This window comes from Nitratireductor sp. WH36-1, from assembly GCF_058725515.1.
On the sequence record NZ_CM178970.1, the window covers coordinates 3,790,234 to 3,808,248 of the forward strand.

General features: G+C 60.6%; 14 protein-coding genes and 1 riboswitch. Of the genes, 8 read left to right on the forward strand and 6 right to left on the reverse strand.

Features of this window, described 5'->3' with window-relative positions; translation table 11 throughout:
• Positions 1-33: 33 nt before the first annotated feature.
• Together AC4PTT_RS18080 and AC4PTT_RS18085 are read right to left on the reverse strand one after the other, a co-directional pair.
• Entirely contained in the window at positions 34-1,572 is a 1,539-nt protein-coding gene (locus AC4PTT_RS18080; RefSeq protein ID WP_299940558.1) for an ABC transporter substrate-binding protein, read from the reverse strand.
• A 27-nt stretch (positions 1,573-1,599) separates the two neighbouring features.
• Positions 1,600-2,652 (reverse strand): NAD(P)-dependent alcohol dehydrogenase, encoded by a 1,053-nt coding sequence (locus AC4PTT_RS18085; protein WP_299940556.1) that lies wholly within the window; start codon positions 2,650-2,652, stop codon positions 1,600-1,602.
• Positions 2,653-2,849: 197 nt separating this feature from the next.
• Between AC4PTT_RS18085 and AC4PTT_RS18090 the strand changes: the two genes are divergently transcribed.
• Complete coding sequence (locus AC4PTT_RS18090) at positions 2,850-4,688, forward strand: sigma-54-dependent Fis family transcriptional regulator (protein WP_492161805.1); 1,839 nt, start codon at positions 2,850-2,852, stop codon at positions 4,686-4,688.
• Between the two features lie 76 nt (positions 4,689-4,764).
• Here AC4PTT_RS18090 and AC4PTT_RS18095 read toward each other — a convergent pair whose 3' ends face one another.
• The gene (locus tag AC4PTT_RS18095; RefSeq protein WP_492161806.1) at positions 4,765-5,238 is read right to left on the reverse strand and encodes a hypothetical protein; all 474 of its coding nucleotides are present in this window, start codon (positions 5,236-5,238) and stop codon (positions 4,765-4,767) included.
• A gap of 375 nt (positions 5,239-5,613) precedes the next feature.
• On the opposite strand from AC4PTT_RS18095, the gene AC4PTT_RS18100 reads away from it, so the two are divergent.
• Both AC4PTT_RS18100 and AC4PTT_RS18105 read left to right on the forward strand, forming a co-directional pair.
• Entirely contained in the window at positions 5,614-6,048 is a 435-nt protein-coding gene (locus AC4PTT_RS18100; protein ID WP_492161807.1) for an HPP family protein, read from the forward strand.
• Positions 6,048-6,629 carry a TetR/AcrR family transcriptional regulator gene (locus tag AC4PTT_RS18105; RefSeq protein ID WP_492161808.1) on the forward strand — a complete coding sequence of 194 codons (582 nt, stop codon included), beginning with the start codon at positions 6,048-6,050 and terminating at the stop codon, positions 6,627-6,629. Before AC4PTT_RS18100 ends, AC4PTT_RS18105 begins: the two co-directional genes overlap by 1 nt.
• A 229-nt stretch (positions 6,630-6,858) precedes the next feature.
• On the opposite strand, the gene AC4PTT_RS18110 is transcribed toward AC4PTT_RS18105, so the two are convergent.
• Together AC4PTT_RS18110 and AC4PTT_RS18115 are read right to left on the reverse strand one after the other, a co-directional pair.
• Positions 6,859-9,993, reverse strand: coding sequence for an efflux RND transporter permease subunit (locus AC4PTT_RS18110; protein WP_492161809.1), 3,135 nt, complete (start codon positions 9,991-9,993; stop codon positions 6,859-6,861).
• A gap of 3 nt (positions 9,994-9,996) precedes the next feature.
• Complete coding sequence (locus tag AC4PTT_RS18115; RefSeq protein WP_492161810.1) at positions 9,997-11,151, reverse strand: efflux RND transporter periplasmic adaptor subunit; 1,155 nt, start codon at positions 11,149-11,151, stop codon at positions 9,997-9,999.
• Between the two features lie 109 nt (positions 11,152-11,260).
• Between AC4PTT_RS18115 and AC4PTT_RS18120 the strand changes: the two genes are divergently transcribed.
• The 5 genes from AC4PTT_RS18120 (at position 11,261) to AC4PTT_RS18140 (ending at position 16,729) form a co-directional block, all read left to right on the forward strand.
• Complete coding sequence (locus tag AC4PTT_RS18120; RefSeq protein WP_492161811.1) at positions 11,261-11,554, forward strand: hypothetical protein; 294 nt, start codon at positions 11,261-11,263, stop codon at positions 11,552-11,554.
• 178 nt (positions 11,555-11,732) lie between these two features.
• Positions 11,733-12,209, forward strand: coding sequence for a GNAT family N-acetyltransferase (locus tag AC4PTT_RS18125; protein WP_113156148.1), 477 nt, complete (start codon positions 11,733-11,735; stop codon positions 12,207-12,209).
• The gene (locus tag AC4PTT_RS18130; RefSeq protein ID WP_492161812.1) at positions 12,206-13,657 is read left to right on the forward strand and encodes a RimK family ATP-grasp domain-containing protein; all 1,452 of its coding nucleotides are present in this window, start codon (positions 12,206-12,208) and stop codon (positions 13,655-13,657) included. The genes AC4PTT_RS18125 and AC4PTT_RS18130 overlap by 4 nt, the downstream gene beginning before the upstream one ends.
• Before the next feature lie 165 nt (positions 13,658-13,822).
• Positions 13,823-15,703, forward strand: a complete 1,881-nt coding sequence (locus AC4PTT_RS18135; protein ID WP_206544509.1) for a PhoX family protein — start codon at positions 13,823-13,825, stop codon at positions 15,701-15,703.
• 228 nt (positions 15,704-15,931) lie between these two features.
• A complete protein-coding gene (locus AC4PTT_RS18140; RefSeq protein ID WP_206548677.1) occupies positions 15,932-16,729 on the forward strand; it encodes an ion transporter in 798 nt (265 codons plus the stop codon).
• Between the two features lie 9 nt (positions 16,730-16,738).
• Here the strand turns inward: AC4PTT_RS18140 and AC4PTT_RS18145 are convergent, their stop codons facing one another.
• On the reverse strand, positions 16,739-17,830 hold the full coding sequence (locus tag AC4PTT_RS18145; RefSeq protein ID WP_113154013.1) for a 2'-deoxycytidine 5'-triphosphate deaminase: 1,092 nt from the start codon (positions 17,828-17,830) through the stop codon (positions 16,739-16,741).
• Between the two features lie 84 nt (positions 17,831-17,914).
• Positions 17,915-17,992: riboswitch (SAM riboswitch) on the forward strand.
• Positions 17,993-18,015: the final 23 nt, after the last annotated feature.

Consider the following 18,015-nt stretch of genomic DNA (forward strand, 5'->3'; position numbering starts at 1 on the left):
GGCGAGCTGCGCCCGCCCCTCATGTGATGGCGATCAGTCTTCGTTGTCTTCGAGGCGCACAACGTTGGCATAGGCTTCGCGCAGGCGATCTTCGCCAATGCGATCAACGATTGCGCTCCACTCCTCGGCGACTGCATCGAGAGCCTCCTGGGCCGTCTTCTGACCGGCCAGGGCCTCGGCAACGCCGTTGGCCATCGAGGACATGAACTGGCCGACACCCGGCACCCGCAGGTCATAGACGCGGTTGCTGCTCAGCTCCATTTCAGAGAGCGTCTTTACGTAGCTGTCGGCCACATCTTCCTCCCAGCCGAGCCCCTGCCAGAAGCCACTGTCGAAATGGCTCGTGCGGTAGGGATTAACGCCGAAACGCCCGATCTGAAGGTCGTGGAATGTGTTGGCCTCGTTGGAGAAGAAGCAGAGATAGTCGAACGCCATCTCTTTCTCCTCCGACAGTGCCGACACCGCCGAGGACCAGCCCCAGGTCATGTAGGGCGCCCGGCTGGGCTCCTCGAAACTGTCCCACTGGCCGGTATCGCGGTTCCAGACCTCGTTCGCACCGGGAAGCGGCGCGGCGCCAACCTTGTTGCGGATACGGCTGTCTTCCTGCTGAGCCTGTACGAAGGCGTCGTCCCAGGAATAACTCATCAGCGTCTGACCACCGCCAAACGAGAAGATCTCGTCGCCAAGACCGAAATTGGTTCCTCCTGGCGGGAAGGCTTTTTGCGCTTCCACGAAAAGCTCAAGACCGCGAACGAAGCCGGGCGTATTGATCAAAGGCTCCATGGTCTCGAGGTCGAAAAAGAAGCCACCCTTCACATCCGGGTGCTTGGCGTAGGGCGCGGCGCGACTGATGAATGCCGAGAACATCAGATCATCGCGTTTGGCCACCTCTGCGGAGCCAAAATTCGGCTCGCCATCGCCATCCCAGTCAAACCCGGAAAAGAAGATTGCGACCTCGTTGTACTCTTCCCACGTTGCCGGAACAGTGAGTTCCCGGCCCGTCGCCTCCTGGAACCTGGCCTTCAGTTCGTCATTCTCAAAGACGTCAGTACGGAACTTGAGATAGTGCCGGTCGCCGTCCATCGGGTACTGGATCATCTGCCGGTTCCAGGTCGCCACACCCTTGAAGCTGTCGGTCACATCCGACATCCCCGTGGACTCCAGATATGCAGCCGGGATCGGCTCAAGGAACCGGTTGAAATCGCCGATCCAGAGCGAGCCATAGAACAGAACGTCATAAGCATTCTGCCCACTCTGGAACGGGATCATGATCCGCTGGAACAGGTCACCGAAGGGGACATGCACCACATTGACTTCAGCGCCCGTCAACTCCGCAAACTGCTCGGCATGAAGGGCCGTTGGCTCGCCGATCACCGGGATGGCGTGTGTGATGACGTTCAGCGTGCGCCCTGAATAGTCCTTGGCATCAATGGCCGCGTAATTGCAGGTGCCCGGAAGATCCTTTTCGATTCCAAACTTGCTGTAGTCCTGCGCTTGCGCCACCGGCGCGCCCGCCATGCCGGTGGCGGCAATTGCAATGGCCGATAACGACCCGAGAAGTTGCTTCTTCATGTTTTCCTCCCAGAAATGAATGAGCTGTTACGGGATCAGCACGGCGCGGCCCTTGATCTTGCCGTGATGAAGACTCTGAAGCGCGGCATTGGCGTCTTCGAGTTTGAACTCGTGGGTTTCGAGCTGAACCAGCCCGCGATGCGCCAGCTCCATGAGCTCGGTCAGCTCCGCCCAGGTACCGACCAGATTGCCGATGATGTTCTTTTCGGTGATCACCAGATCGACGGTGGGAACCTGAACGTCTTCCCCGTAGCCAACCACGTAGTAGCTGCCGGCATTGCGCGTCATCGCAATGCCTTTGGCCGTGGTGCCTTTCTCGCCCACGAAGTCCAGAACGGCCTCGGCCCCGTGTCCCTTGGTCAGTGACAGAACCGCATCCACCTCACCGCCATCCGCCTTGATCAGGTGGTCGGCGCCACACTCCTGCGCCAGCCGGAGCGAGGCATCGGACGTGTCCACCACGGTGATTTCGGCAGCGCACATCGCCCGAAGAACCTGAATGGCGATGTGGCCCAGACCGCCTGCGCCGATGACCACGCAGTGTTCGCCCGGCAACAGGTGGCGCGTTGCCTTCTTTGCCGCGCGATAAGCGGTCAGACCCGCATCCGAGTAAGGCGCAACATCCTTGGGGGCGAGCGTCTTGGGCAACGCCACGATGTTGCGTGCGGAGGTTACCAGCGCTTCCGCATAGCCACCATTGCTGTCGAGCCCGGGAAAGGGACCGTCTCCGTGCATGTCCTGACCGCGACGGCAGGCCAGGCAGGTGCCGTTCGAGATCTTTGGATGAACAATGACGGGATCACCCTTTTTCAGCCCCTCCACCTCCGGACCCACTTCTTCGATCCAGCCGGCGTTCTCGTGACCGAGGATCAGCGGCAGCAGCTCCGTGCCGGTTGGGTCCATATGCGGACGCCAGACGCCTTCGATAACGTGCAGATCGGTGCGGCACACACCGGCGCCGCCGATCCTGACGATCACGTCCGAACCCTTCGAAAGGACAGGATCCGGCACATCCTCATAGCTAACCCAGGAAGGTGCTGTCAGGGCGTCGTCGTATTTGTGAAGCACTTGGGCTTTCATGCTTTTCTCCCAGTAAAGTCGGTGCGCCATTTCTGTGGCCACCTTCTTCAAAGGAGAGCGGATTGTCCGGGCCGAGAGTGTTCAGAATCCAGATCGAGAGGGGCAATCAGTGTGCAGAAATTGAGCATGCGACTTGATCTCCCGCGCCCGTACTGGCCTTAATGGCCGATCATTTCTGCCAACGCTGGGAGGACGTTGTGCAATCTGTATTCATGAAGGCGCGCGCATCGCTTGAGGCGAAGGGCGTGTTTGCGCATGGCGCTGTTCCCGAAGCGATTGCCGATAGCTGGCATCGCTGCCTTTCGAGTGGGCTCAATCCACTGGGAGACCCGGTGAACGCCGTTCTCTCCTATCAGGAGCTGCGTGAAACACGGCAGCGAAACGAAAGACTGATCGCGCTTGTCCGGCCGGAGCTTGAGCTTCTGAGCAACCAGATCGCCGGCACCAATTACATGACCGCTCTCGCCGACGGCGACGGCGTCGTGCTGGATGCGATCATGGACAGCGAGTTCGATGCATCCGAGTGCTCCAGCAGCATTCGGGTCGGGTCCATCTGGCGCGAGGATCTGCGCGGCACGAATGCGCTCGGACTGGCGCTGCACACCGGCGAGACAAGCATGGTCACCGGCGGCGAACACTTCTTTGCCAAGCATGGGAAAGTATCCTGCGTTTCCGCTCCGATTTTCGACAGTCAGGGGCAGATCGTCGGCCTCCTCGACGCCTCGTCCGAAGTTGCCGCGCGGCAGTTTCATACCCAGGCGCTCGTCTCCCTTGCGGCCACGAACATCGAAAACCGGCTGTTCGTCGACGAGCATCGCGGCGATCACATCATTCAGTTTCATCCACGCGAAGAGTATCTGACGACGCAGAGTGTCGGCATGATCAGCGCCGATGACGACGGCAGGATCACCGGGGTTAACCGCCGCGCCGGAGAAATTCTGCAGGGCCTGGAGCTTGGCACGGTGAATGCCTTTGCAGACCTCTTCCGGGGCGGCTTCGGTGCGGCTCTAAAGCCGATGGCCAGTGGTGAAGTGATCCGGCTCGTGGACTGGCTGAACTCGACCTATTTTGCGCGGATCAGAATGACCCGCCGGCACTCTGGCGCATCAGGCGCGAAACGCGCCATCGCGCTCTCCGTACCGGCCGTCTTCAGCATGACCAACGTGTCCGACGCACCGGTGTTTCGCGATGATCAGGTTCACAACAGCCTGCGTCTGGCGGTTCGATCCGCACGACTTGGCTCACCGTTCTCCATTGTCGGCGCTCCGGGTACGGGCAGAACGACCCTCGCCCAGACGGTTCACGACGAGTTCCACAAGGACCGGCCATTGATCGTGGTCGACTGCCGCACGGCAAATGCGCTGGGCGAGGCCGAACGTCTCATGGCCGATATTCTCGGCAATGGCGACAGCGACGCGCAGACATTCTCCGTGCGGTCCGGTGGCACATTGCTGCTTGAGCAGCTTGCGCTGATCCACGGTGGCGCGGCGGAAAAACTCGCACAGGTCACCAATCGCCTGCTTCAGCTCAAGAACGGGCCGGGCTGGGTGATCATCTCCACTGCCGATGCCGGCGCAGCCAGACAGGGAGACTGGCCGTCTCATGTAAAGATGGCGTTTTCCCACCTCACCCAGATGGCGGTCCATCTGCCGGCGTTGTCCGACCGGACTGATTTCGCCCAGATCGCCTCGTTTATCCTGGCCGGAATCTCCCCGGGGCACCGATTGTCGAACACTGCACTCGAAGCCCTGAAGAAGTTCAAACGCCCCCAGAACCTCAAAGACCTGACGAACCAGCTTCGTGTTCTGGCGGTGCAGTGCCCTGTGGGGGTTATTCGCGAGGAGCATGTCGAGCGCCACCTCGGACAATCCGAGATCGATGGGCAGGCCTGTTCACGCTGTAACGGAAACCCGGCGCGCGAAGCGAAATGTCAGGAAATCAATCGCGTGTTTCGGCAATGCAATTCGAACGTCGCGCTCGCTGCACGCAAGCTGGGCGTATCCCGAAACACGGTCTACTCACATATCCCGGATTAGGGTCAGGCCCCTAGGCAGAAGCACCGAACTTCCTGTCGGGGACCACCATCAGGAACGCCCCATTGCAAACGGGCCTCTATGAGTTTTCCGGCGCACGCGCCAGCTTGAGGTTCTTTGCGGCCTGCATCATCGCTTCGATGGCATCCCGCGAGGGGCTTTTCGCACAAACACTCGTTATTTCAGCGTAAAATTCAGAATGAATTTTCGGCGTCGAAACAGACGGAGAATGGAAAAATGGCCTGGATAAATCGAGGCCCATTAAATCATTATCCTGAATCACCTTTTTCATCAAAATGATGAATGGCAAAACATCTTCTTCTGGAAGTCCGACCCCGCCCTCAAATGAACCCGCTCTTTTAAATTCTTCAATTGAAGCATCATGATATGCGAATATAATTTCTTCGTTCTTCTCAGAAATTTCCGCGCAACTCAGCCCTACGAGCTCACTCTCTGTGTAGTGCCTTATTTCGTGGGGGCGGGCCCAAGCGTATAGAGCCACCGCAGAAGCGGAGACGAAAAGAAAACCGCATATAATTACAAATATTTTCATCCGTCCAAATACGCCGCATCAAGCCTCCCTGTCAAAGCTCTCAAGCGTGTGTGTGGGGGGGGGGGCGCGCGTCTGCCCTGATGGCCGAAGTGCGGATCGGCGAGCGATCTTCCTGCTGGACGACGGATCGGGGTGGTGATCGCTCATCGACCGCCAGCGCGCCCAAAAGACCTTGGCCCTTTGCATTACGGGCCGGTGCGGCGTCGGCTGGAAGAGGCCGACGGAAAGATCGAGGAAATTGCCAACATAGGCCCTTGGCAAACCACGCGACTCTCTGTACTGAACGGTACAGACAATACCTATCATTACAGTGAAGTGACTATGCTTACATTTTTTACGCGTCATCAACCCGCTCAACCCGCCAAGGCCGTCATAATGGCCGGGATCGGCGGGCTTCTGGCCATTGGCGCGGTGGGCGCGCTCAGTGTCTATGCGAATGCCCCGCTCATCATGGCCCCGTTCGGCGCAAGCTGTGTCCTTCTGTTTTCGGTGCCGGCGAGCCCGCTGTCGCAGCCGATCAACGTTATCGGCGGACATGTACTCTCGACCATGGTGGGGCTGGCTCTGAGGATGGCGTTTCCGAACGAGTGGTGGGCGGCCGCAATTTCAGTGGGGCTTGCAATTGCGGTCATGGCCGCATTGCGGGTTACGCATCCGCCGGCAGGCGCAGATCCGCTGGTGGTATTTTCCAGCGATCCCGAATGGGACTTCCTTTTCATGCCGACCCTTGCCGGGGCCGCCATGCTGGTGGGCGCGGCCACGCTGTTCCACCGGGCGAACGGCACGCCCTATCCCATGGAGAAGAACTGATGGCCCGACTGGTGGCTGAGCGAAGCGATGTCATTCCGGTGCTGGCGGAAGTGTTTCGGCGCTACGGATATGACGGCGCGAGCGTTGCCCGCATCACCGAGCACACAAAGCTCGGCAAGGGAAGCCTCTATCACTTCTTCCCCGGCGGGAAAGAAGAAATGGCGACGGCGGTGCTGGCGGATGTTCATGGCTGGTTCGAGAACAACATCTTCCTTCCGCTGGAAGAAGAGGATCCAGAGACCGCACTGGCCAGCATGTTCGCTGCGGTTGAGGATTATTTCGATTCAGGCCGGCGCATATGCCTGGTGGGCGCGTTCGCGCTGGAAGAAACACGCGACCGCTTTGCCAGCGAGGTCAAAACCTATTTTGCCAGATGGATTGAAGCTCTTCGCAGGGCGCTTGAAGGCGTCGGCTTCGATGCAGAGGAGGCAGATCGCAGGGCGAACGGCATAATCGCCGGCATTCAGGGCGCCATCATTCTGGCCAGAGCGCTTGACGATGCGGAGAGCTTTTCGGGTTCACTCGGTCAGCTAAAGGGGATGACCGTGCGGGACAGAGCCATTCCGCAGGAGCCTGCGTAATGGAAGCCTCGGCGGGAACCAGCTTCCCACGCCGGTGCGATTTCCCTTGAACGCCTGATGCTGGCGGAGACCCGGCCTCCGTCGGCACAGGCCGTTCAACAGGGCACGCATGTCGGGCGTTTCCGCTTCTCGTTGAAACGCGCAAACGCTCTAATGTATCGTTTGCGCAATTCCGGGCGGAAAGCCGGTTTCCACTTTTCCTGGAATTGTTCGAATCCGGAGACGCATGTCAGGATGCCTCACGCTTCGAACGCGAAACCCGCTTGACCTTCTCGCGAATGGTCTGAAAGACGACATAGAGAGCGGGAATGACGAAGATGCCAACGGCTGCCGCCGCAAGCATTCCACCGGCCACCCCGGTTCCCACGGCGCGGCGGCTGAGCATTGACGCACCTTCCGCCGTTACCAGCGGGATCAGGCCGGCGATGAAGGCGAAGCTCGTCATCATCACCGCACGGAACCGCGCGCCTGCCCCTTCAATCGCGGCATCAAGGATGCTCGCACCCTGCTCCCTGCGATCCTTCGCGAACTCGACGATCAGGATGGCGTTCTTGGCAGCCAGCGCGAGGAGCACGATCAAGCCGATCTGCGCATACACGTTGAACGGCAGCCCAGCCAGAAGCAGAGAGATTACCGCGCCAAGCACGCCAAACACGACGGACAGCAGAACAGGCACCGGAATGGTCCAGCTCTCATAAAGCGCGACCAGGAACAGGTAGGCGAAAAGGACAGCCATGGCGAGGATGACGGCCGTCTGTCCGGATGCCTGTTTCTCCTGCAACGCGGTTCCCGTCCATTCATACCCGTAACCGGCGGGCAGTGAACTGGCGGCCACCTCTTCCATCGCCGCAAGAGCGTCACCAGTGGAGTAACCCGGTGCGGGGTTTCCGCTGATCTTGGCCGCCCGCAGATTGTTATACCGGCTCAGGACCAGCGGCCCGACCGTATAGCTCACTTTGGAAAAGGCTCCGATTGGCACCATCTCGCCCGTGGATGAGCGCACCTGAATGCGCGCAATGTCATCGACCGAGTTTCGGTTCTCCTCGATGGCGGAGACCTGCACCTGCCAGGAGCGGCCAAACAGATTGAAGTCGTTCACATAGGCGCTGCTCAGCGTGGCCTGCAGCGCGGCGAATACATCGCTCACGCGGATGCCCAGCGAATAGGCCCGCTCCCTGTCAATATCCAGGAAGAGCTGCGGGCTCTCGGCAGAGAAGGTCGTGTAGACCTGCGACAGGGCCGGATGCTGGTTGGCCGCAACGGATACGGCCCGCGCAACAGCCGCCAGATCAGCGGGCGAGCGCCCCTGCGTATCCGTAATCTGCAGCTCAAATCCAGAGCCCGACCCGAGCCCCATGATGGGCGGAAGATTGAACGCGAGCACCTGCGCTTCACGTTCGGAAAGCCCATAGAGATTGGCCGCGTCGATCGCGCTGAACACGGTCGTTTCTGCCGTCGTCCTGTCCTCGAAAGGCTCCATCGAGACCAGCGCAAAGGCCGCATTGGATTTGGCCGCGCCATCCAGGATCGAGAAACCGACAACACTCGTTACGCTTTCGACACCCGGCAGCCCCTTCAGCATGTCCTCCACGCGGCGCTGGGCAGCGGCCGTGCGATTGACGGAAGCCGCCTCCTGCAACCGCGTTTCAACGAGGAACGAGCCCTGATCCTCGGCAGGAAGAAAGCCGGTCGGCGTCTTGTTGAACAGGTAGCCGGTCAAAAGAGCGGCCGCCACCAGAAGCACGATCCCCAGAACCGCGCGCCGGGCGATTGCACCGGCGACCCGGGCATAGCCATTCCGGGTCGTGTCGATCTGCCTGGACAGCCAGCCCATGACGCCGCGCTTTGGCCCGTGATGCGGCTTCAGGATGATGGCGCACAGCGCGGGAGACAGCGTGAGCGCGTTCACGGCCGAAATCACCATCGAAACGGAAACTGCAACCGCGAACTGCTGGAACAACTGCCCCGAAATACCGGGGATGAATGCGACCGGAACGAAGACCGACAGAAGCACCAGGGTGATCGCGACGATTGCGCCCGTGATCTGCCCCATGGCAGCCCGCGCCGCATCCGCCGGCGACATTTCCGGGTTCTCCTCCATCTTGGCTTCGACGGCTTCCACAACCACGATAGCGTCGTCGACCACGATGCCAATCGCGAGAACAAGCGCAAGAAGCGAAACCGTGTTCAGGGAGAAACCCATTGCCAGCATGACAGAGAACGTGCCGACAAGAGCGACGGGAACCGCCACCAGAGGAATGATGGTGGCCCTGAAGCTGCCAAGGAAGACAAACACCACGATGATGACGAGTATGAAGGCCTCGATCAGTGTGTGCTCAACAGCCGTGATGCTGTCCTGAACGAACTCCGAGCTATCGCCAATGATGTCGTATTTGATGCCATCGGGGAAATCGGCTGCGGCCTCTTCCAGGATCACCTTGATGTTGTTGGCAGCGTTGAGCGCATTGCCGCCGGGGGCGAGATAAATGCCGATCATCGTCGCAGCCACGCCATTGTAGCTGGCCGAAACATCGGAATTCTGCGCGCCAAGCTGGACATCGGCGACATCACCGACCCGGACGACCGAGCCATCCGGATTGGAGCGAATGATGATCCTCGAGAACTCCTCCGCATCGCTCAGTCTGCCGGTCGTGGTGACATTCAGCTGCAGACTGGGATCGTCCGTCATCGGCTGCCCGCCGACCCTGCCGGCAGCAGCCTGAACATTCTGGGTGCGAAGGGCAGCGATGATATCCGCCGGCACAAGCCCCAGCGCAGCCAGCCTGTCGACATCGAGATTGACCCGCATGGAGAACTGGTTAAGCGCAAATAGAGACGCATCGCCGATGCCCGGAACGCGCTTCAGACGATCAATCAGATTGATGCGGGCATAGTTGGTCAGCGTTTCGCCGGTGACCTGATCGTCGCTTGCATAAAGCGTTATGCCCATCAGCAGGGACGTCGACTTCGCGGCAACGCGCACGCCGATCTGATTGACTTCCGCCGGCAGAAGCGGCTCTGCCAGAGCCACGCGGTTCTGCACGTTGACGGTGGCGATATCCGGATCCGTGCCGACCTCGAAGCTCACGGACAGGATGTACGTCCCGTCCGCGCCAGACGTCGACTGCATGTAGATCATGTCGTCGACACCGGTGACCTTGTCTTCGATGATCTGCGCAACCGTTTGCTCGGTCACTTCCGCGCCCGCCCCAGGATAGCTGGCGATCACGGAAACCTGCGGCGGAACGATATCGGGAAACTGCTCGACGGGCATGCGCGCCAGAGCGAGCAGACCGCTCAGGAAAAGTACGATCGATATGACCGCAGCGAGGCGCGGCCGGGAGATGAATACATTGGCAATCATGGATCAGCTCCCCGAAGCTAAAGCTGCATCCACCACAATTCCTGGCCGAACCTTGTTCAGACCATCCGTGATCACATTCTCACCCTCTGTGACCCCCGTTCTGATAACGGAACGCCCGCCAACGGTTCGATCGATCTCGACCCTGCGCTGCTCGACGACATTCTCGCCATTCACGACCATCACATAGGTGCCGCTCAGATCGTGAAGCACGGAGCGCTGATCCACAGTGAGCTGGGGTTCCGGCTCGCTTGACGCGAGAACGACGCGAACCAGTTCCTGATCCAGCAAAACGCCATCGGCATTGTCAAAGCGCGCGCGGAGATTGATCGAGTCCGTGCCGGGACTGACCGTGCTTTCAATGAAGTCGAGATCTCCCGGCAGCGAATACTCCGACCCGTTTGCGAGCACCAGGTTTACAGACGCTTTGGTGCTGGCTTCCCCTGCCTGAACGCGCTCGGAATAGTCACGATAGATCGCGGTTGGCACAGGAAAGATCACGTGGATCGGATCGAGCTGCGTGAGCGCGACAAGGGGGCCGCCCTCAGGACCGATGAGCGCACCTTCATCAACTGTCGCAGCGCTAAGACGCCCCGCAAAAGGCGCTTCCACACTGGTGTAAGAGAGATTGAGCTCCGCCCGCTCCAGAGCCGCACGCGCCCGAATGAGCGCGCCATCGGCATTGCCGAGATTTGCAACTGCGTTGTCCAGCATGGCCTGCGACGTGGCCTGCCGCTTGACCAGTTCCGCCTGCCGCTCCCTTTCAAGCTCGGCAGACTTTTGCAGCGCCTCTGCAGACCGCACAGCGCCTTCCGCTTCTTTAACGGCGGCGGCATAAAGGTCATCATCAATCTGGAAAAGGATATCGCCCTTGTTCACCCGATCACCCGGCTGAAAATCGATGCTCTCCAGGGTTCCTGCGACACGCGGCCTGATGGCCACACGCTTCTCCGCCTCAAGGCGACCGTTGAAGACAGCGGTCTCCCCGACATCCACCAATGCAACGGGTTCCACGACCACCGCCGGCGGCGGCATGTCCTGAGCGACCGAGTTTGCAGAACCGCCCATCAGGAACAGCGCGGAAAGGAGCAATGCCCCCGTTGCGTTGCGCCCTCTGTCAAACCTCAGACCGGACACGCGACTGCTGCGGTTTCTGGACATCTAACCCCTCCCTCCGGCCTGAACCGGTGCCACCCCCAAGGCGCAACACGGTTTCGCTAATATAAACGGCTAATTAAACAATATACGGCGCAACCTCAGAGTCCAGAGGATGCACAATTTTGCTTTTTTGATCGCTGGCGACGATCACCGCGCGCTCATCGGCAAGCGTGAAAGCCAACTCATCATGCATGCATACATGCGGTTCATCTCATGCACGGGGATGCACCGCACGGTATCCATCCGGTCCGGGCCGTTACATGAAGCCCACTCCCAGGCATTGATGCAACGTCCCCCGCCTCGCCGGAGCGGCATCTCGCTTTTCAACCTGACCAACAACAACCGCACCACCCAGGTTCGCACAATCGGTCTCGCATCGATGAGAAACGATGGCGCGGAGAAGTGAGAAGGCGTAAGATGCGGCCTGTTCACTGATCCGGGCCCAGGCCGCCAGCGCGGTCATTTCGAGGTTCTCACTTTGCATTTCCATTCCGGGGAATGTCTTCGCATCAAATACGCCTTGCCGGACCCTGCGGACGGTCTTGACCGCACAGGCACATTTTTCGCGTCAGGGCGACGGTGGCATGCCTTTTGATATTCGAACGCCACATGCGCGCGACCTCGAAGCGCTGCTTGCGATTGAGAATGCAGCGTTCCCCGGCGACAGGCTGTCGCGCCGCTCCTTGAGACGCCTGATGGAGGCGAAGAGCGCCATCATCTGTGCGACCGAGGAAGACGGGCGCATCATTGGCTATGCGCTGGCGTTGACCCGGCGCACCAGCACCATTGCGCGGCTTTATTCCATCGCGGTTGATCCTGCCGAAAGCGGCAGGGGCGTGGCGGCGGCTCTGCTTCTGGAGCTCGAACGCCGGGTGCTGGACAGGGGCCTGCGCGCGGTGCGGCTGGAAGTGCGGGAAGACAATGAAGGGGCGATCCGGCTCTATCAGCGCGCCGGCTATCACCCATTCGGCCGATACGAGAATTACTATCAAGACGGCATGAGCGCGCTTCGCTACGAAAAGGCGTTGCGCGCTTTCAACACGGAGAGCGGCCCCAGATGAGTTGGGTCATCCTGACAGGCAAGAAAGGCGACCTCGACGAGACCGCCACCCCCTACAAGATCATCACCAATCGCGATTACCTGGCGCATCCAGCCCTGTTTCGGGGCCAGCGGCCGAAAATCATCAACCTGTCGTCCAGTTACGCCTATCAAAGCCGCGGATATTATGCATCGCTGCTGGCGAGCTCTCGCGGCCATCGCGTCATTCCCTCGGTCGAAACCATGATCGACCTGTCGGCGCGCAAACTCTATGAAAACGCACTTCCCGAACTGGAGCAGGCGCTCAATCGCTGCCGGGCGGAGACAGGCGGCGTCTTTCCTGCAAGCGTCAGCGTGTTCTTTGGCATTGGTCCCGACAGGGGCTGGGAGCGTTTTGCAAAACTCCTGTTCGACTGGTTTCGCGCCCCCGCGCTCGAAGTCGCCATCAAGGACGGAGAATGGGCGACGATCACGCGCATCGGCTTTCGCCCGCTATCGCGCATGAGCGCGGAGGAGAAAGAACGCTTCACCGCCTCCCTGCACAGCTATACCAGCCGGCAGTGGCGCGACAGCCGCACCCGCGTTCCGGCACGCTACAGTTTCGCAACGCTGATCGACCCGCGCGAGGAACTGCCGCCATCGAGCGTGACCTCGCTGAAGCACTGGTCGCGCATTGCTGCCCGGATGGGAGTGGAGGTGGAGCCGATCACCCGGAAGGATCTGCCGCGGCTGGCGAATTTCGACGCCCTTTTCATCCGCGAGACAACGTCCATCTCCAACCACACATATCGGTTTGCACGCCGTGCGCAGCAGGAAGGGATGCCGGTCATCGACGATCCTCTCTCGATGATCCGCTGCACCAACAAGGTCTACCTGAACGAGTTGATGGCAACGCACCGCGTGGCGGTTCCGCCGACCGTGATGATTGCCGGCCCCGCCGATCTTGAACGCGCGGCTGACCTGCTGGGTTTTCCGCTGGTGCTCAAAACGCCAGACAGCTCGTTTTCGCGCGGCGTGAAGAAGGCCTCGAACATGGCCGAATTGAAAACACTGGCGATGAAATGGCTGGAAGATTCCGATCTTCTCATCGCGCAGAAGTTTCTGCCGACCGCGTTTGACTGGCGCATCGGGGTTCTCGATGGCGAGCCCCTCTTCTCCGTGCAGTATCTCATGGCGAAGAAGCACTGGCAGATCGTCAATCACGAGCGGCAGGGCCGTCCCGACGAAGGGGGCTTCCGCTCGTTCCGACTGACCGAAACGCCGGCTGACGTTCTCGATACCGCAGTGCGCGCCGCCCGCTGCATCGGAAGCGGTCTCTACGGCGTCGACATCAAGGCGACACCGGAGGGCATTCACGTCATCGAGGTCAACGACAATCCCAATCTGGATCACGGCTGCGAGGATGCCGGAGAGAAAGACGAAGTCTGGACCCGTCTGACACAGTGGTTCATCGACCGGCTGGAGCGCTGAAAACTTTTCTCCGGCCAAAAACCTGCCCGACTGGCCGGGGTTGAGGCCCTCAGGCCCGCGACTTTCCACCGGCTGTCAAATCACCGTCGCACGCCTCCGCTAGGAGTCTGGGCATTTGCCGAGACAGGTCGGCTCGGTCCAGCACAAAGCCAGAGGAATGCCGTCATGAAAAAGCAGGATATCGTCAATCTCTCCTGGGATGAATTCGATGAAATGCGCGATCCCCGCCCCGATGCCAATGGCTTCGATGCGGTTGTCGAGCGCGCCATTTCGCGCCGTGGCTTTCTGGGCGGCGTGCTTGCCTTCGGCTCTGCCGCAGCCGTGATGGGCAGCGGAGTTCTCTCCTCCACCACCTCCGCAAAGGCGCAAGTCTCGGCCTTCGCGTTCGAGCCGATTGGCATCGCCACCGACCACGACATTCACGTCCCGAAAGGCTACGCCTGGAAGACGCTGGTGCGCTGGGGCGATCCGCTTTTCAAGGAAGCCGAGGGCGCCTATTCGCCGGAAACGGGCGTGTCCGTCGACATGTCCGACAAGGTGTTCGGTGAAAACACCGACGGCATGGAAACCTTCGTCGACGGCGACAAGACGATCCTCGCGATCAACTCGGAATATGTGAATCCGAAAATCAACCTGCCGGCCGCCTCCGAAGGCATGCCGCAGAACGCCGATGAAGTGCGTCTTCTCAAGAACATGCAGGGTGTCACCGTGCTCGAGATCGCCGACAGCGGCGACGGCTATGAAGTCGTGCTCGACAGCCCCTACAACCGTCGCATCACCCATGAAACGCAGATGACCATGGACGGCCCCGCCGCCGGCTCCGATCTGGTCAAGACCAACGCAGATCCTGAAGGCGTTTCGCCCAAGGGCACGATGAACAATTGCGGCTCCGGCAAGACGCTCTGGGGCACCTATCTGACCTGCGAAGAAAACTTCAATGGCTATTTCGGTGCGACCGCCGAGCGTGAAGCCACCGAAGGCGAAAAGCGCTACGGCATCGGCGGCGAAGGCCGTTACGCCTACGAAAAGTTTGAAGAGCGCTTCGACCTCGCAAAAGAGCCCAACGAGCCGAACCGCCATGGCTGGGTCACGGAAATCAACCCGCTCGACCCGTCCTCCACCCCGGTCAAGCATACGGCGCTCGGCCGCTTCAAGCACGAGAACGCCGAGATGGTGCAGGCCGCCGACGGACGCATCGTGGTCTATATGGGCGACGACGAGCGCGGCGAGTTCATCTACAAATATGTCTCCGACAAGAGCTGGGCCGAAGGCCAGCCGACCGATGGCCTGCTGTCGAACGGCACGCTGTATGTCGCAAAGTTCAATGACGACATGACCGGCGAGTGGCTGCCGCTGACCCCGGAAAGCACGGGCATGGAACTGGCGGACATTCTGGTGTTCTCGCGCATGGCGGGCTCCAAGGTCGGCGCGACCACCATGGACCGCCCTGAATGGGTTGCCGCAAACCCGCTGCGCGTGGAGGTGTATTGCGCCCTCACCAACAACAAGAACCGTGGCGTGAAGGCCAATGCCGGTGGTGATGAACAGCCGGTGGGCGGCCCCAACCCGCGTGAGACCAACAATTACGGTCAGATCGTGCGCTGGCGCCCGGCTGGCGAAGACCACGGCGCAGACGGCTTCACCTGGGATCTCTACGTCATGGCCGGCAACCCGACCGTCTACGACAACGTCTATGCCGGCTCGGAAAACGTCAACGAAGGCAACATGTTCAACTCGCCCGACGGTATGGCCTTCTCCTCCGATGGCATGCTGTGGATCCAGACCGACGGCGACGACAGCAATGAAGGCGAGTTCGCTGGCCAGGGCAACAACCAGATGCTGGTCGGCAATCCCGAAACCGGCGAGATCGCCCGCTTCCTGACAGCGCCGAACGGCGCGGAAGTGACCGGCCTCAGCTGGTCGCCGGACGGCAAGGTCGCCTTTGTCGGCATCCAGCATCCGGGCGGCAACTGGCCGGACGGAAACGGCAAGCCGCGCTCGGCGGTCATCGCGGTCTGGCGCGAAGATGGCCAGGCCATCGGCTGATTGCCCACCGCCGCAGATCAGAAAGGGGACGTCCTGCGGGACGTCCCCTTTTGCATGCGGGGGCGAATTCGGAGATGGCGCACCATCCCGCTCACTCTCTTGACCCGCACAGCGGACAGCCCTTTTCGTTTCAAAACGAGCCGTTTATGACGGCTTGACGCAGACACATTTCCACCCCACCTGTCAGCCGCCCCGCATAATGCAATTCACCAACCGGATCACCACACCGTGCAAGCGCTCAAGAGCCTGATTGAATCCCGCCGTTTCGAGGCGGTCATCACCGTCCTCATCGTCATCAACGCCGTCACGCTCGGGCTCGAAACCTCAGAGCGCGCCATGGCCGCCCTTGGCCCGCTGCTGCTGACGATCGACCGGGCAATCCTCGGCGTCTTCGTGCTGGAACTCATGGCGCGCTTCGCGGTCTACCAGAAGAATTTCTTCCGCGATCCCTGGCGCATCTTCGACCTGTTGATCGTGGGCATCGCGCTGGTGCCGGCAACGGCCGGCCTCTCGGTGCTGCGCGCACTGCGCATTCTGCGTGTGTTGCGGCTGGTCAGCATGGTGCCGTCGCTGCGCCGGGTCGTTGGCGGCCTTGTCGCGGCGCTGCCCGGCATGGGCTCCATCATGCTGCTTCTGGGCCTCGTCTATTATGTGTTCGCCGTGATGGCGACGAAGCTTTTCGGCGCATCCTTCCCAGACTGGTTCGGCACGATCGGTCATTCGGCCTATTCGCTGTTCCAGATCATGACGCTGGAAAGCTGGTCGATGGGCATCGTGCGACCGGTGATGGAAGTCTATCCGCTTGCCTGGATGTTCTTCATCCCCTTCATCGTCTCCACCACCTTCACGGTGCTCAACCTCTTCATCGGCATCATCGTCTCGGCCATGCAGGCCGAGCATGATGAGGAAGCATCGGCAGAGCGCACGGCGCTACAGGCCGAGCAGGAAGTCATCCTCGATGAAATCCGCGCCCTGCGCAAAGAAGTGCAGGCGATGAATGCCGAAAAGCAGAAGGTGGAGCGCTGATCGGAACGATCAGCGCATCCGGAAATGCTTGGAGAGCTTGAGCGACTGGCCCTGATAGTTTGACTTCAGGTCCGCGCCATAGAGCGCGCTCGGCCGCGACAGCATCCGCTCATAAACGAGCCGGCCAACGATCTGTCCATGTTCGAGAATGAACGGGACTTCGTGGCTGCGCACTTCCAGAACGGCGCGGCTGCCGGTGCCGCCTGCCGATGAATGGCCGAAACCGGGATCGAAGAAGCCGGCATAGTGAACGCGGAATTCGCCCACCAGCGGATCGAAAGGCGTCATCTCGGCGGCATGGAAAGGCGGCACATGCACCGCCTCCTGCGACACGAGAATATAGAACTCGTCCGGATCGAGAATCAGGCCGCCAGCGCCATCGCCGGTGAGCGGTTCCCAGAAATCGGCAACCTCGTGCTGGTCGCGCTTGTCCACGTCGATCAGCGCCGTGTGATGCTTCGCGCGGTAGCCGATCAGCCCGTTTGCGTCGCCACTCAGATCCACCGAAAGCGCAATGCCGCCCTTGGTGATGTTCGGCTCTTCCGCCGCGACCAGCGTTTCACGCGCATGCAGGTCAGAAAGCGCGCTTTCATCAAGCAGCGCCTTGCCGGTGCGGAAACGGATCTGCGACAGGCGCGAGCCGGTGCGCACAACGATGGGGAAGGTGCGCGGGCTCACCTCCATGTAGAGCGGGCCGGAATAGCCGGCGGGGATCTTGTCGAACTCCTGGCCATTGTCGGTCATCACGCGCGTGAAGATGTCGAGCCGGCCGGTTGAGCTTTTCGGATTGGCGGAAGCCGAGATGCCATCCGGCAGATCGAGCCCTTCCAGAAGCGGCACGATGTAAACACAGCCGGTTTCCAGAACCGCCCCCTCGCCCAGCTGGATCTCGTGCAGCTTGAGCCGGTCGAGCTTTTCCGAAACGCGATGGTTGGGACCGGGCAGGAAGCTGGCGCGCACGCGATACGCCACAGCGCCAAGCCTGAGGTCGAGACTGGCCGGCTGGATCTGGTCAGGGTCCAGTGGGCGGGCCGAGGCCAGCGCCCCGTTGTCGAACAGTGCCGCGATGTCCTTGTCCGGCAGAATTCCCGCTTTTGCCAACGCCCCTTCTCCTTGCACAGGGTTTAATTGAACGAGGTTTAGCGCCGCTTGTCGTTGACGCAAGGCGCTTGAGGGTCTAATGGACCTTTATCCCGTGGTGATTTGGCCGGTCGGCTTGCAGCCACGTTAAAGAAGTCGCTAAAAGGCCGCGCTCGATGGACGAACCGGCATGCGACTTTTCGCGG

What these genes read in the sequence shown, in the direction of transcription:
- AC4PTT_RS18080 (WP_299940558.1), bottom strand. Translation starts at nt 1,572, where the DNA reads ATGAAGAAGCAACTTCTCGGGTCGTTATCGGCCATTGCAATTGCCGCC.
- AC4PTT_RS18085 (WP_299940556.1), bottom strand. Translation starts at nt 2,652, where the DNA reads ATGAAAGCCCAAGTGCTTCACAAATACGACGACGCCCTGACAGCACCT.
- AC4PTT_RS18095 (WP_492161806.1), bottom strand. Translation starts at nt 5,238, where the DNA reads ATGAAAATATTTGTAATTATATGCGGTTTTCTTTTCGTCTCCGCTTCT.
- AC4PTT_RS18100 (WP_492161807.1), top strand. Translation starts at nt 5,614, where the DNA reads ATGGCCGGGATCGGCGGGCTTCTGGCCATTGGCGCGGTGGGCGCGCTC.
- AC4PTT_RS18105 (WP_492161808.1), top strand. Translation starts at nt 6,048, where the DNA reads ATGGCCCGACTGGTGGCTGAGCGAAGCGATGTCATTCCGGTGCTGGCG.
- AC4PTT_RS18110 (WP_492161809.1), bottom strand. Translation starts at nt 9,993, where the DNA reads ATGATTGCCAATGTATTCATCTCCCGGCCGCGCCTCGCTGCGGTCATA.
- AC4PTT_RS18115 (WP_492161810.1), bottom strand. Translation starts at nt 11,151, where the DNA reads ATGTCCAGAAACCGCAGCAGTCGCGTGTCCGGTCTGAGGTTTGACAGA.
- AC4PTT_RS18120 (WP_492161811.1), top strand. Translation starts at nt 11,261, where the DNA reads ATGCACAATTTTGCTTTTTTGATCGCTGGCGACGATCACCGCGCGCTC.
- AC4PTT_RS18125 (WP_113156148.1), top strand. Translation starts at nt 11,733, where the DNA reads ATGCCTTTTGATATTCGAACGCCACATGCGCGCGACCTCGAAGCGCTG.
- AC4PTT_RS18130 (WP_492161812.1), top strand. Translation starts at nt 12,206, where the DNA reads ATGAGTTGGGTCATCCTGACAGGCAAGAAAGGCGACCTCGACGAGACC.
- AC4PTT_RS18135 (WP_206544509.1), top strand. Translation starts at nt 13,823, where the DNA reads ATGAAAAAGCAGGATATCGTCAATCTCTCCTGGGATGAATTCGATGAA.